The following is a 13,867-nucleotide window of genomic DNA, read 5'->3' as shown; positions in this document are numbered from 1 at the left end:
ACGCTCACGCAGCTCGTCGGGGTACTTCTTCGGTGCGGGCATCGCTGGTGTTCCTCCAGGTTTCGATGTCTCCATCTAACCCGGGGCGGAACACCGGCGGCGAACCGCCGCACCTGGCGGCTGTCACCGAGTAATCGCGTGGCGGGGGGCAGCGGCGCGCTCTGGTGCGCCCGCCCGTGATGCCGAAGGCCCTGCGTGCCCCGCATGTAGGACCCGGACGGCTTCTGCGGGCGGTACGACTCGACCTAGTAGGCCGTCGCTTCTAATTAGCTGGGTATAGGTGGCGGAGTCGGGTTCGGGCGTCGTTGGTGGTGAAGTGCCAGTCGACCTGCCGCCGGTCGCTGTTGGTCGCTTCCTGCCAGGCCGCCAGCTCGGCGTTGAGGGTGTCGAGGTCGCCCAGGCGCCGGTCGAGGCACTGGCGGGTTAGGCGGGACAGCTCGATCTCGGCGACGTTGAGCCACGAGCCGTGTTTGGGCGTGTGGTGGATCTGAAGGCGTTCGGCCAGAGCGCGCGCGGTCGCGGGGTCGAAGGCTTCGTAGAGCGACCCGATCGAGTGGGTGTTCAGGTTGTCCATCACCAGCACGACCTTTTCGGCGTCGGGAAAGTCGACGTCGAGCAGCCGGCGGACCTGGTGGGCCCAGTCCACACGGGTGCGCTGCGCCAGGGCCTCGACGCGCCGCCACCCTGCGAGGGACTGGGCGAACACGAAGATCGCGCACGTGCCCTGACGTACATATTCGTTGTCGTGCCGGGCAGCCCTGCCCGGGGCGACGGGCAGCGGGTCGCGGACCTCGCCCAGCAACTGGTACGGCTTCTCGTCCATACAGACCACCGGGAACCGCTCGTCGAGCGGGCGGGCATAGACGTCCAGGACATCCTCCATCGCAGCGACGAACTCGCCGTTCGCGTGTGGCGGGATGGTCCAGCACGCCTTCAGGTGCGGCTTGAGCGCCCCCTTTTCAGCACCCGCCCGATCGTGGAGTGATCCAGGCCCGGCACATCGTCCAGCAGCGCGACGTGCTTCTCCAACAGCCGCAACGACCACCGCGCGTACCCCTCGGGCGGGGCCGAGCACGCCAACGCCGTCACCCGCGCCTCGACGTCCCCGGTGACCTTCGGCTCCACCGGCGGCGTGCGGCGCTTGCGGCGGCCGATCGCCGCGTCCACGTCCTGATGAGCCGCGAACGCCTCGGCGACCGACCGGACCAGGTCACCCGAGGCGTCCAGCCTCTCGGCAACCCGCGCCCGAACGGGCACCACCCCGCTGGACTCGTCCAGAGCCAACAGGATCCGCGCCCGAGCGATCGACCGCGCCGAACTCCTGCCCGACCCGATGACCCGCTTCAACCGCACCTGCTGCTCCGCGTCCAGCACCACCGCATGGACCCGCCTACGCGCCACCGATACTCCCCACCCCTCAACGAACCACGAACAGGGCAAGACCTACCAGACATCCAGGGCAATTAGAAGCGACGGTCTACTAGCGCCGGCAGTCGCGCCGTCCGTTCAGGGGCGGTTCGATCCGTCCCGTTGATCCGCCGTCGCGCTCCCTCAGGCTCTTTCGGCTGGCTGGATGTACAAGGGGCGGTTGAGCTGCGGGCCCTCCGGGTGGTCGTATCGCGTCCATCCCAGCGATGCCCAGAAGTCGTCGGCTTCCTCGCTGAAGGCGAGCAGTCGTCGCTCGGGGTACCTGGACGCCAAGGCTCGGATGATCTTCGTTCCGATGCCTTGGCGTCGGTGCGACTCTGCCACCTCGATCAGTTCGATCTCGAGTGCTGTGTTGTCGAGTTCGGGGGTTTCCAGGTAGTGATCGATCACGACGCCGGGGTCGAGCTCGATCCGTGCTACCTCGACTTCGCCTTGGTGGACCACCAGCAAGGTGTATGACTTGTCGCCGTCGATCGATCGGGCGTCCCACCAGCTCGGGCTGAAGTCGGTGTTCTCAGCGAACGGAAACCAGATCACCTGGTCGTCCGGCCCGGGCCGCTCCTCGATGAAGTCGAACGTCACTCGACACATCCTATTGTCGGTGCGCGGACCGAGCCGGAAGCGGCGGCATCGCCATGACCGGACGTTGGGCTGGTGCACCCTCACCGTCGGCAAGATTGCCGTTGCTCAGATCAGCCGTCGCCGCGCCCGAGGTGCCCGTTCGGGGAGCACCATGGGCAGTCCTTGTCACGACGCGGCATCTGGCCTGTGCGTTCGCGCCGTCGAGGCAGGTGGATCGTGGAGGTGGTGTCGTCGGGGTCGTGGTGCATGCCGGTGACGGCGAGCATGAAGTGGTTGATGGCTTCGGCGGCGACGAGGCCGTTGAGGGCGATGACGCTGGGCGCTGGAACGCCTGCGACGTAGCGGGCGGCAGCCCGTTCACGTTCGGGTTGCATGTCGATCGCGAGTTCGGTCGGGTCGATGAGGCCGTTGCACCACATGCAGCCGCTTCCAGGAACGATGAACCGGTTGACAGCGTGGATCTCGCCGACGACGCCGTCGTCGTTCACGGGGATCTTGACGCCGATCTGCGCCGTGGGGATCAGGTACTGGTTGGCGGCGGCGTTGACCCAGTACCGGGCGGAATGGCTGTCCGCGGCGAGGAAGATCCAGTCGCAGGAGTTCAGCGACTGTCGCGCCGTGCTGGTCTCGACCCGTTCCGCCATCACCGTCAGGTCGATGTCCGGGTTCGCACGACGGGCGTTCCGGGCCGCGGGGAGGGTCTTCGGCTGGCCGATATCGTCGCGTTCGGCGGCCAAGAGCCGGGGTAGGTTCGTCTCGTCGATGATGTCGTCGTCGATGAGGAGAAGGCTGCCGACGCCGAGGCGGGCGAGGAGTTCGACGAGGATGCTGCCGACCCCGCCGAGGCCGACGACGGCGACCCGCAGGCGGCTGAGGGACTCCTGGCCGAGCTGACCGAAGAGCCTCGCCTGCCGATCGTGCAGGAGCTCGGCCGTCCCGGCGTGGGCAGGGCGAGGCCGCAGGCGAATGAGGTTGCCGCTCGGGATGACGACCTCCGCGAGGTCGACGCGGGACCCGTCGGACAACCATAGGTCACCGGCGGCGGCCTGGGCAGTGAGGACCAGTCCGCCGACGACCTGTCCGGTGATCTGCCGCAGCGCCGGGTAGCCCCGCTCGTGGCTGGCCAGGTCAATCCGGGAGAAGCCAACCGTCGCACCCCCGAGGTGGTTGTGAACGGCGAGGTAGGCGAGTCCCTCTTCCCGTGCCCGGACTGCGGCGTCGCGCACGAAGGACGGCGCGAGGGCCCGATACCCGGTCTCACCGGGCACATAGTCGACCCCGTCCATGGCGAGGATCAGCTCGCGGGCGAGCAGCCGGGGCCCACGCGGGCCCTCGGCGCGGCCCGCGAGAATGACCGCGCCGTGTTCGTCCCTGTCGCCCCGGAATAGGTGATCTGACAGGGCGGTCCACAGCCGAGCCGGCACGGTGAGGCTCCAACCGTCCGCCGGCGGATTCACTGGATACTGAGCCACGTGATCACCTTCTCGGCCTTGAGGGCGGCGTTGTCGATCCCGACCCGCCACCCGTTCGAGCGGCGGGACAACTGCAGCGCGGGCCGGTTCTGCCAGTCGACCTGTTGGATTGCCTGTCCGTGGGGCTGCCCGTCTGTACGGGTCAGCCTGTCGGTGTAGTGCGGGTAGACGTCCGCGTTCGGGTAGGCGGCGCTGACGTGGAAGCCCAGCCACGTGGTCGACGGGATGTAGCCCGGCCCGATCTCGATGTCGTTAACGATCACGAAGGCGCCGCCGGCGCCGTCCGGGGTGACCTCGACCGGCTTGCCGGCGAAGTGTTCCCGGACGGCGTCGACCGCGGTGGTGACCGCCGGGGTCAGCTCGGTCACGAGTTGTCGTCCGGCGCGACCGCGAGGAACTCCTGGCGGGGGTGCACCGTGACTGTGTCGTCGTCGCCGATGACCTCGTAGCGGTTGCCCCGCTTCACCGAGAGCTGGAAGTTGGGCTGGATGTGGACGCCCTGCCCGATGGCGGCCTGCTTGATGTCCAGGCCGCTGAGCCGGCGCTCGGGCAACTCGACCTGCTGGTTGTTGACCGAGACCGTGATGGTCTGGGGCGGGCGGTGGGCCTCGTGCATGCCCTCATCGCTGCTGCTCATCATGTTGATCTCCTCGGATTGAGTCCTCACATCTGCTCCTTCTGCTTGAGCGGGACCGTGTCGACCGGCTCCGCGGTGTCGGAGACTGCCGGTAGAACACCAGCTGCCCCCGCAATCCGTTTCACTGAGACCAGTTAAACCGATGATGGCCGAGGGCGCAACCCCGGAGTGGCCGTGAGCTCGCTCCGTCGCTTGAGGACGTACGGGCAGCCCCTCGATCTAGCTGTCATGCTTGCTGGGTGCGTATCGAGCTGGCCGGCCGGAATCCCCTCCGACGCCGAGAGTTGAGGGCTGACTTTCATGGCGACACTGGGAACCTGGTGCTCGACGCGCGAGGACTCCAGTGGGTCAGCCCGCTCGAGCTCGCCGCCATCGTCTCGATGGGGACCGTCGCCGCTGCCGACGGCCGTGACGTCCACCTGCTCGTTCCTCAAGATCCGAAGATCGCGTCATATCTCGTGCGGATGAACGTTGTGGAGCTACTCAAGCCCTTCGCTGAGATCGACGGGTCAGTCCCATCCGAGGGGCGGCGCGACCACTCCGACAAACTTCTCGAGGTTGCCAAGGTCACGCCTACCAACGTCGAAGACATCAGCGAGACACTCGGCGAACTAGTAAAGACGCGGCTTGGAGCGGACGCGGGGAGGGCAGCCTTCCGCAGCCTCGGTGAGCTGCTCAGCAACGCCACCACACACGGCCTCAGCAAGACCGGTGCCTTCACCGCCGCCCAGCTCTACAGCGGCGCCCTGAGCCGTACACCTGGGTTCGAGTTCGCCGTCTGCGACTCCGGCGCCGGGATCCAAAAGGTCCTCTCCGACGCCAGTAACCAGGAGCTGGAAGGACCCCCGGCTCTCGAGCTGGCACTGAATGGTGGCAATAGACGCGCCGAAGGGCGAGGCCACGGACTACCGAACCTGTGGCGGCAGGCCATCCGAGGCGGCAACAAGGGGGGCGAACTCATGCTCCGCAGCGGAGACGCCGTCGCCACCGCGAAGCTCCGCCCGGAACCCACTTCGATCTGCAGCCGCGTCGCCGAACCGGTGAACGGCACCTGGGCGTGGCTCCGCGTCCGAGTTCCGTAACGAGCCGTAACGTGTTTCAATCATGCAGGTGAAACCGGATCCCGCTACGACCGTCACCTACGACGTCGGACAACACCGGGCGTTCCTGTCAACCAGGGAACGCGGCAGGAAAGTGCTTCACGACCTAGAAGACCACATCCCGCCTGGCACCAGCCTTCTCGTCATCAACTTCGCCGACGTCGAGGCAATGACCGTCAGCTTCACCGACGAGTTCCTCCGCAAGTACTACTCCACCCTCGCCACCCAGGACGACGGGCCGACCTCCGTGCTCGTCACCGGACTCAACAACGACACCCGCGAAACGATCGTCATCGCCTTCGAACGCCGCGAACTACTCGCGCAGGAGCGACTCGGTGATGACCTTGTGCTACTGGCGGCGTCGGATGTTCTCTCGGACACCTTCAAGCTCGCCAGGGTGCTGGGAACTTTCACGGCCACAACGGTCGCTGAACAACTGGGCATCAGCGCCCCAAATGCGAATAATCGACTCAAACGCCTTGTCGCGGCGAGAGCACTTGTCCGGCGGCGTGGGGTCGCCGAGCGCGGGGGCAAGGAATTCACCTACTCCGCACTTGAAGCCTGAGCTACGGATCAGGAAGTTAGGGTTCGAGTCCCTTCGGGCGCACAAGATCGTGAAGGACCTGGGGCTGCGCTGACGCGGTTCGGGCCCTTTTCTGCTGTCCGGCCTGTGTGGACGGTGGGTGTCACGTGGGTGCAGTGTGGGTGCGGCCGCGGGAACCGCCTTGCCGCGACTTGGCCGGTTCGTGACCTGGGTGTTTGCTCTCGGCTTCGGCTTGGCTGAGGTGGGAGAACCACGACGTGCCCGGCGGTCGGGAACTCCTCGCCGCCCTCCTGCCGCGGCATGCCCCACCCCGGCAGCGGGCTGCACTCCGCCGGGGAGAACAACCGCAACGACTCCCAGCCATGCCGCCACGCGCCACCCGGCTGCGGCTGGGCGTCGAGGATGACGTAATCCAGATCGGCGCTGCGCAGGTAGTAACCGGCAGCCAGGCCCGCCTGCCCACCCCCGACGACCACCACATCACCCGACCCGGGGCACGCACGACACCTCCCTCGATCCATAGATCATGATGCCGAGACGGCAGAAGCGGTGGGTGCCTACACGAACTCACGGTGATCCTGCCCTCGTTCACCAGCCGATCGACGGTGTCAGCTGCAACGATGCACGACGTGGGAACTGTGAAGAGTGCGACGCCCGCCATCTCGCCCCTCGCCGGCGAGCCGATCGACCGCGCCGATGCCGAACGGCTCGCGGGAGTGCTGAAGGCGTTCGCCGACCCGGCCCGGCTGCGACTGCTCAGCCTGATCCAGTCGGCCCCGCAGGGAGAGGCGTCGGTCAGTGACCTCACCGCGCCCCTCGGACTCTCCCAGCCGACCGTTAGCCACCACCTGCGGATCCTCACCGAGGCCGGCCTGCTTCAGCGTGACAAGCGCGGCGTCTGGGCCTACTACCGGCTCGTGCCGTCCGCCATCGTCGCGATCGCCGACCTGCTGACCCCGCCTCGCAAGCGAGCGACGAAGAAGACCCGCTGACCGACGCCACGGAAGACCGCCGCCTACGCCTCCTGACCCGGCGGCGGTCGGGCCGCAGGCGCGAAGGTTCTAGCCTGCTGGCATGGGGGACGAGGAAGCGCAGCCGGAATTCAGGCAGTGGTACGACCGTGCGCTCGAAGTCGGCCCGGCCGGAAATCAGGCCTTCTTCGGTCGGGACGTGCTGGCTGGCCTGGTACAGGGAATCCGGGACTTCCGAGAGCACCGGCAGCAGCGGTGGGACCAACACCATGGGCCTGGGGCGACGTTGCTGGGCTGCGCGATGTGGATGGACGACCCGGAACTGCTCGACGAACTCGCCAGGCTGCAGGCTGCCTGCGTGGTGGTCAGCAAGCAGGCCCGGGACAAGAAGGTGCAGCCGCCGGATCTGCCCTACAAGCTTCGCCGCCTGGCCGACCTCAACACCCGCGCGCCCGGTCTCCCGGTGTGCTATTTCCCCCCGCTGGAGCAACTGACCTCACTGGTCGACGGTGAGCCCCCGATGATCGGACCCGGGTGGTCGCTGCCGCCCGGCGACGCGATGATCCCGACCGTGCGGACGATCGGCTTCCGCAAGGACCTGGGCGCCAACGGGTCCATGCCACCGATCCTCCACGCCAAGCTGGCGCTACTCGGCCGCCTCTGGGAACACGACGAAGACGACTTCGGGCCGGCCGATGTCACCGCCTTCACCCCGAAGCGACTCTGGATCGGGTCAGCGAACTTCACGGCGTCGTCACGACGCAGCCTCGAGTTCGGCTCCTGGACGGAGGACCCCGTACTGCTGCGCGGTGCCGAGGAATTCCTACTGGACCTGGTCGGCAGCTCAGAGGGCATCGACCCGGACGCCGACCTGCACCTGCCGGAACGGGCGCTACCGGACTTCGACGACTCCGCCATGGCGGAGTCGGCGGCCGAACTACGGTTCGCCGACCCCGAAGACGACTAACATCGCCGCACTCGGCCGCCCGCTCCCGCTGTCATCGGAGCGCGGATCACCGCGCCAAGGTCTGTGGGTGGCGCCAGCGGTCCCGCCTCGGTCCGAAGGAAGCGGGAGATGAAGGCGGTCATTGGGGAGCGTGCGTGCTACCTAATTGTCGACATCGCCAGAACCCTCGGCGCTCAGATCCGAGGGATATCGCGGCCGGCATGGTGCTCAGGTGGTGCTCGGATGTTCGGCACCGGTCGAGCACGGGCGGGTCGAAATCAGCACGGTGAGCCCGGCAGCGGCGAGCCCATCACCCTGCCCGTCGCCTGCAGCGCGTGGACCAGCCGAAACAAAAAGCCCTCCGCGTGGACGAAGGGCTTGCAAAACAGTACGAGCTATGAGACTCTGTATTCGGTGGGGAAGGTGGGTTACCCTTCCTCCTACGGATCAGAAGGTTAGGGGTTCGAGTCCCTTCGGGCGCACAAGCTCTACCAGGCAATATTCATGATTGCCGCTGACCTTCAGGTCGGTGTGGGTCGCATGTGGGTCACGTCTGTGACCCACATGTCGGGCCTGGTGGAGCCGTGTTGACCTGGGCTTTCTGGGTTGATGCGCAGCGGATTCGCGGACGGACGATGCGGATCTGCCCCTTTCGTGTGCGCTGTCGACCCCATCGGTTGATGATCATCATGGTCCGTTGTCTAGCCTGTCCGGGTGTCTTGGGGGATGGGTGGCTAGGGCCAACGAGGCGGGCCTGGTGTACCGGCGGTGCGGCTGTCGGTGTGAGCGGACCGGTCGCCAGCTGGGTGTGCGGTGCGAGCGCCTCGTCGAGAGTGACCACGGCCGCTGGTACTTCGCGGTGCAGTTGACCGGTGTTGACGAGCGGCGTGTCCGGGTACGCCGCGGTGGTTTCGCCAGCCGAGCCGAGGCGGAGCGGGCCTGCTGGTCGCTGCGGCAGGTGCCGGGGCACGAGGCGGCGGGGATGTGGGCGCTGCAGCGCTGGCTGGAGTTCTGGTTGTCGGAGAACGAGGGGCGGTTGCGTCCCTCGACCATGGTCACCTACCGCGGTCTCGTGAACGACTACCTCATTCCGCAGTTGGGTCACGTGCGGATGCGGAAGTTGCGGACCCGGGACGCTCAGCGGGCGATGGACCGGATCTCGCACCGCCACGTCCGGGGTGGTCGGCTGATTTCTCCGGGCACGTTGAACGGTATCCGCGCGGTGCTTCGCAGCGCGCTGTCGGCGGCGCGGCGTCAGGGGGTGATCGACCGGAATCCCGGCCGGGGTCTGCGGCTGCCGAACGGGGCGCGTCCACGGGCGGTGGTGTGGGACGCCGAGCGGGAGAAGGCGTGGAACAACACGGGAGCGCGCCCTCGGGTGGCGGTGTGGGGGTTGCACCAGGTCGGCCAGTTCCTGGAGTCCGTGCAGGCCGATCCGCTGTTCGCGTTGTGGTGGCTGGTGGCGTTGCGCGGGCCGCGCCGGGGCGAGGTCGCCGGGCTGCGGTGGGAGGACATCAACCTGATCGACGGTGAGTTGACCATCCGGGAGCAGGTGGTCATGGTGCGTGGGGTGGAGCGGTTGGGTCCGCCGAAGTCGGCTGCCGGCGTACGGACGTTGGCTTTGGACGAGTTCAGCGTGCGGCTGCTGACGGATCTGTGGCATCGGCAGCGGCGCCGGTTCGGCCGGGTTGACCCGAAACAGCGGGTGTTCCTGCACGATGATGGGCGGCCGTTACGTCCGGACTGGCTGACCCGCCGTTTCGCGAGGCTGGTCAAGGAGCTGGATTTGCCGCCGGTCCGGTTGCATGACCTGCGGCACGGCGCCGCGGGGATCGCCTCGGCGGCCGGGGTGGACCTGAAGCAGATCCAGCAGGACATGGGCCATCACACTCCGCTGACGACCATCGAGACCTACATCTGTGTGTTCCAGCAGATGGCCAAGCAGGCGGTACGGGCATCGGCCGAGCTGTTCCTGCAGCATGTGAGGGTCAGGGCGTCCCTGGCCGGCGTCTACCAAGCCTGATCTTCCGGGTGGGCGGGTCTGCCCGGAAGCAGGCGAAGTGATCCTGTCTTCCGGGCAAGCCGTCCGATCGGCGGCGGGTCGATCAGCGAGCTCTGCGTCTGCAGCGGTCCCGTGCCCAGGCATCGCCATCACCTTGATTACGAGCGCCTCGTTGGGCAGGACACCGCAGACATTCCCCGCTGACGGCCCTTCATGGACGTAGAGAAGCGACGGGCAAGGTGGTCGGCATGGCGGCTCTCGACGGGCACGTTGAGCGGCCTGCTCTGCCCGCTGATGGAGGGCGGTGATCCCTGCCGACGGGTGCCGGAGGCTGCTCACGTTGGGTGAGACGCCTGCCGGGTCCCGAAGCCCGTTGCCCGATTCGTCCTCACAGTTTGTGAGGGATCTTTACATCTGTTGATCCGGGTCCCTACAGTTCGGCGACTTCATCAGGTGATCAACGGGGGACCTGTGGTGACTGCTGCCCGACGTCGTGTCGGTTTGTTCTCGGCTGTCCGTCGACCGCGCGGGCGGTGGGCTGCGCTGCTGTCGGTGACGCTGGTCGCCGGCGTGGTGGTGCCTCCTGGTGCCGCGTCGGCGGCCGCGTCGACGCCGAAGGGGCCATTGGCGGCAGGGGATGCGGGGTCGGCGTCGCGGTTGGCGGAGGAGACCGGGCAGCGGGTGGAGGTCGCCGCAGGGCGTTCGGAGTTGACGCAGATTTTTGCGTTGCCGGGTGGCGGTTTCCAGCAGGAGTCGGCGGTGGTGCCGCAGCGTGCGCGTCGCGCGGACGGGTCGTGGGCGCCGGTGGATCTGTCGTTGGCCCGGGGTGGTGACGGGTTGTGGCGGCCAGCGGTGTCGGTGGCGGACGTGCGCTTCTCGGCTGGCGGTAGCGGGCCGATGGTGACGTTGGTGCGTCAGGGCAAGAGTTTCAGCCTGTCGTGGCAGGGCGGTGCGTTGCCGGCGCCGACGATCGTCGGGGACTCGGCGACGTATCCGGGTGTGCTGCCGGATGTGGACCTGGTGGTGCGCGCCACGTGGACGGGATTCTCACATGTGTTGGTGGTGAAGACCCCTGACGCGGCGGCGAATCCGGCGTTGCGCCAGCTGCGCTTCGACGTCGGCGGGGACGCTCGGGCGGTGCGGGTCGGCGACGGGGAACTGCGGGCGGTCGCCGGCGGCGAGGTGTTGGCGGAGTCGGCGACGGCGACGATGTGGGACTCGACGCCCAGTTCCGCGCCGCGCCCGCAGGCCGCCGGTCGCACCGCCGCTGCGACGGTGGACGCGGGGCAGGAGGAGGAGTCATCGCCGGTCGGTCCGGGAGACGCGGCGGTGACCGCGCCGGTCCGCACGGAGGTGACCAGCGGCGGCGATGTGGTGTTGCACCCGGATCAGGCGCTGCTGACCGGCTCGCAGGCGGTGTTCCCGGTGTTCATCGACCCGCCGTGGTCAACGGGCAAGAGCCAGTGGGCGTACGCGACGAACAACAACTCCACGAACTCGGATGTCAGCGTCGCCCGGGTCGGGAAGAACCCGGACAGCGGGGTGCTGTATCGGTCGTTCTTCGACTTCCCGCTGCCGGGGGTGGCGAAGAAGCACATCGAGAAGGCGTATGTGCAGGCGACGGTGGACCACACCTGGTCGTGCGGTGACACGATCAACTATCTGTGGCACGCGGGGCCGATCTCGTCAACGCCGCGCACGAAGTGGTCGCCGACGATGAAGACGCCGGTGGAGAACGCCTATTCGCACGCGAACGAGGCTGGCGGCTGCGGCAGCATTCAGCCCGACATGACGGTGAACTTCGAAAGCTCCGCGATCACCACCCTGATCCAGGACCACGCCGATCACTCCGCGCCCTACATCACCATGGCGCTGTGCGCGTGCGCGGCCGGCGGTAGTGGTGAGTCGACCCAGGATCGGTGGAAGAAGTACCTGCCGAACTCGGTGAAGCTGATCGTGGACTACAGCTCTTACCCGGGGCAGCCGTACGGGTTGCAGACCACGGGCGCGGCCTGCACGTCGGGGCTGCGGTCGGTGATCGGCACGTTGACACCCACGTTGTCGGCGGTGTTCCCGGACGCGGACGGCACGCAGGCGTTGACGACGAAGTGGGAGTGGCTGGAGATCCCCGCGTCGGGAACCTACAACGACAGCACCCCACGTAAACCGGCTCCGGCAGGAGCGTCGGTGCCGGCCGGCGGTCGGTCGACGACGGCGGCGTTGTCGGGCCTGGTCAACGGCAAGTCGTACGCGTTTAGGGCGATGGCCACCGACCCGGCCCCGTACAACCTGACCAGCTCGTGGTCGGCGTGGTGCGAGTTCAAGACCGACGTGAGCTACCCCGACGTGACCGCGACGGTGGCCACCATGCCTGCCGGGCCGGGGGAGAAGGGCGTGTTCGCCCTGTCGTCGAACACCTCGACGGTGGTGAAATTCCGCTACGGCTGGACGTTCCCACCCACCACGGAGGTCACCGCGACGGGCACCGGTACCCGCACGGCGACGGTGACCCTGACCGCCCCGAAGTACGGCGAGAACATCCTCTACGTGTCGGCGATCAACTCCGCGCAGACCGAGGGACAGGGGTCGGTGGCCTTCATCGTGGACCGACCCGCCCCGCCGACGAACTGGTGGAAACTCGAACCACGGCCGAGCGTCACCCAAGCCCAGGCGCTGACCGACGAGCGCGCCGAGGCCACGATCACCGCACCGCTGGCACCGACCGGCGTGACCTGGTCACCTGACGTGCGGATGCCCGGCGCGTCGAGCCCGACGTTCAACGGATCCTCCTCGGCGGTGAACCACAGCCAGTCGGTGGTGAACACCACCGAGTCGTTCAGCGTGGCCGCGTGGGTGCGCCTGTCGGCGCTGCCCACCGCCGAGGACAACGTCGCGGTCAGCCAGGACGGCACGAGCGCCGCCGGGTTCCAGCTCGGTGTACGGATGGCCGGATCGCCGTTGACACCACGGTGGGCGTTCGTCATGAAAGACACCCCGGATCAGGCCAGCACGACCCGCTCCGCGGCTGCGGTCGCCACGTTGACATCGGCGGACGTGGGACGGTGGACACATCTGGCGGGGGTGTTCGACCGGCCGTCGGGCAAGATGCTGCTCTACGTCAACGGCACCCTCGTCGGTGACGCCGACCGAGCCGCCGCCCCGTGGGCCGCGACCGGGGTCTTCTCGATCGGCCGGGGCTTCAACGCCGCACCGGCGAAGTGGTTCACCGGTTCGATCGCCGACGTGCAGGTCTACGACCGGGTGCTGGTGGAGCAGGACTTCACCGGCAGCACCGCCACGGACGCTTACCCGTTCAACGAGCCAGGCATGGTCAGCGCGCCGAAGACCTCCGCGTGGGACTTCAAGAACGCCTACCCCTGCTACGAGGCCAGCACAGACCCCTCCTCCTCGGCCTGCGGGGTGAACGAGGTGGGCGATTTCAGTCGGCGTCTGGCGCTGACCGACGGCAGTTGGATCGGCTACGGGCAGCGCGACAAGTCGCTGCTGCTGGACGGGACGCACTTCGTCGAGGATCCGGCCGATCCGCACTACAACCAGGCGACCCAGGAGTACGGGCGCGCGCAGAACAACCTCGGCGACGAAATCACCCCGAACTGGAGTGACGGGGCGGTGGTGCGCACCGACGCGTCGTTCACCGTATCGGCGTGGGCGCGGGTGGACGCCGCGACGGGTCGGCAGACGATCCTGTCGCAGGACCACGGCTCCGGCTACAGCGGCTTCGACCTGCAGTTCCGCGACACCTCCGGCGGGCAGTGGGCCTTCACCGTCCGCGCGGGTGCGACGAACACCACCGCGATCACCACCGCCGCGACCGCCGCGGTCGATCCGACGGAATGGCATCAGCTGACCGGAGTCCTCGACGCCGAACGCCGCCAGCTCCGCCTCTACGTCGACGGGGAACTGAAGGCCACCACAGCGATGGTCGCCGCGTGGCAGCGGTGGAACGCCACCGGCCCGTTCGTGGTCGGCCGTTCCGACCAGCCCGCCGGGTTCACCGACTGGCTCACCGGCGGCGTGGACGACGTGCTCGCCTACCAGGGCGCGTTGACCGACGGCGGGGTGCGTGACCTCTTCGACACGCAGGTCAACCAGGCAGGCGAGGAGTGATCATGCCCGCCCACACCTCCGCTCACCCCCACGACCAGAAGCCGGCGCCGCGCCGGA

General features: G+C 67.9%; 13 protein-coding genes. 6 read left to right on the top strand and 7 right to left on the bottom strand.

The window, feature by feature from the left end:
* Positions 1 to 262: 262 nt before the first annotated feature.
* The 6 genes from AB0H28_RS28850 to AB0H28_RS28825 all read right to left on the bottom strand — a co-directional run bounded on the left by AB0H28_RS28850 (position 263) and on the right by AB0H28_RS28825 (position 4,149).
* Entirely contained in the window at positions 263 to 1,045 is a 783-nt protein-coding gene (locus tag AB0H28_RS28850) for an IS630 family transposase (RefSeq protein WP_358046871.1), read from the bottom strand.
* Positions 934 to 1,401, bottom strand: a complete 468-nt coding sequence (locus AB0H28_RS28845; protein WP_358046869.1) for a helix-turn-helix domain-containing protein — start codon at positions 1,399 to 1,401, stop codon at positions 934 to 936. The genes AB0H28_RS28850 and AB0H28_RS28845 overlap by 112 nt, the downstream gene beginning before the upstream one ends.
* A gap of 150 nt (positions 1,402 to 1,551) precedes the next feature.
* Positions 1,552 to 2,010: a GNAT family N-acetyltransferase gene (locus AB0H28_RS28840; RefSeq protein ID WP_358046866.1), complete on the bottom strand. Its 459-nt coding sequence runs from the start codon at positions 2,008 to 2,010 to the stop codon at positions 1,552 to 1,554.
* Between the two features lie 110 nt (positions 2,011 to 2,120).
* Positions 2,121 to 3,482, bottom strand: a complete 1,362-nt coding sequence (locus AB0H28_RS28835; protein ID WP_358046863.1) for a ThiF family adenylyltransferase — start codon at positions 3,480 to 3,482, stop codon at positions 2,121 to 2,123.
* Positions 3,464 to 3,850 carry a hypothetical protein gene (locus tag AB0H28_RS28830; RefSeq protein ID WP_358046861.1) on the bottom strand — a complete coding sequence of 129 codons (387 nt, stop codon included), beginning with the start codon at positions 3,848 to 3,850 and terminating at the stop codon, positions 3,464 to 3,466. The genes AB0H28_RS28835 and AB0H28_RS28830 overlap by 19 nt, the downstream gene beginning before the upstream one ends.
* Positions 3,847 to 4,149 carry a multiubiquitin domain-containing protein gene (locus AB0H28_RS28825; RefSeq protein WP_358046858.1) on the bottom strand — a complete coding sequence of 101 codons (303 nt, stop codon included), beginning with the start codon at positions 4,147 to 4,149 and terminating at the stop codon, positions 3,847 to 3,849. The genes AB0H28_RS28830 and AB0H28_RS28825 overlap by 4 nt, the downstream gene beginning before the upstream one ends.
* Positions 4,150 to 4,358: 209 nt before the next feature.
* Here AB0H28_RS28825 and AB0H28_RS28820 point away from each other — a divergent pair, with 209 nt between their 5' ends.
* Positions 4,359 to 5,201 (top strand): hypothetical protein, encoded by an 843-nt coding sequence (locus AB0H28_RS28820; protein ID WP_358046855.1) that lies wholly within the window; start codon positions 4,359 to 4,361, stop codon positions 5,199 to 5,201.
* A gap of 28 nt (positions 5,202 to 5,229) precedes the next feature.
* Positions 5,230 to 5,784 (top strand): hypothetical protein, encoded by a 555-nt coding sequence (locus AB0H28_RS28815; protein WP_358046852.1) that lies wholly within the window; start codon positions 5,230 to 5,232, stop codon positions 5,782 to 5,784.
* Between the two features lie 8 nt (positions 5,785 to 5,792).
* On the opposite strand, the gene AB0H28_RS28810 is transcribed toward AB0H28_RS28815, so the two are convergent.
* On the bottom strand, positions 5,793 to 6,284 hold the full coding sequence (locus AB0H28_RS28810; RefSeq protein ID WP_358046849.1) for an NAD(P)-binding protein: 492 nt from the start codon (positions 6,282 to 6,284) through the stop codon (positions 5,793 to 5,795).
* Positions 6,285 to 6,383: 99 nt separating this feature from the next.
* Between AB0H28_RS28810 and AB0H28_RS28805 the strand changes: the two genes are divergently transcribed.
* The 4 genes from AB0H28_RS28805 (at position 6,384) to AB0H28_RS28790 (ending at position 13,810) form a co-directional block, all read left to right on the top strand.
* On the top strand, positions 6,384 to 6,755 hold the full coding sequence (locus AB0H28_RS28805) for a metalloregulator ArsR/SmtB family transcription factor (protein ID WP_358046874.1): 372 nt from the start codon (positions 6,384 to 6,386) through the stop codon (positions 6,753 to 6,755).
* An 82-nt stretch (positions 6,756 to 6,837) separates the two neighbouring features.
* Complete coding sequence (locus AB0H28_RS28800; RefSeq protein WP_358046846.1) at positions 6,838 to 7,701, top strand: hypothetical protein; 864 nt, start codon at positions 6,838 to 6,840, stop codon at positions 7,699 to 7,701.
* Positions 7,702 to 8,488: 787 nt separating this feature from the next.
* Positions 8,489 to 9,703, top strand: coding sequence for a site-specific integrase (locus AB0H28_RS28795; protein WP_358046843.1), 1,215 nt, complete (start codon positions 8,489 to 8,491; stop codon positions 9,701 to 9,703).
* Positions 9,704 to 10,234: 531 nt separating this feature from the next.
* Positions 10,235 to 13,810: a LamG domain-containing protein gene (locus AB0H28_RS28790; protein WP_358046840.1), complete on the top strand. Its 3,576-nt coding sequence runs from the start codon at positions 10,235 to 10,237 to the stop codon at positions 13,808 to 13,810.
* Positions 13,811 to 13,867: the final 57 nt, after the last annotated feature.

Source organism: Micromonospora sp. NPDC050980 (assembly GCF_040653835.1).
Taxonomy (GTDB): Bacteria; Actinomycetota; Actinomycetes; order Mycobacteriales; family Micromonosporaceae; genus Micromonospora.
This window is presented reverse-complemented; position numbering and strand designations above follow the sequence as displayed.

What these genes read in the sequence shown, in the direction of transcription:
- AB0H28_RS28810 (WP_358046849.1), bottom strand. Translation starts at nt 6,284, where the DNA reads ATGGATCGAGGGAGGTGTCGTGCGTGCCCCGGGTCGGGTGATGTGGTG.
- AB0H28_RS28805 (WP_358046874.1), top strand. Translation starts at nt 6,384, where the DNA reads ATGCACGACGTGGGAACTGTGAAGAGTGCGACGCCCGCCATCTCGCCC.
- AB0H28_RS28800 (WP_358046846.1), top strand. Translation starts at nt 6,838, where the DNA reads ATGGGGGACGAGGAAGCGCAGCCGGAATTCAGGCAGTGGTACGACCGT.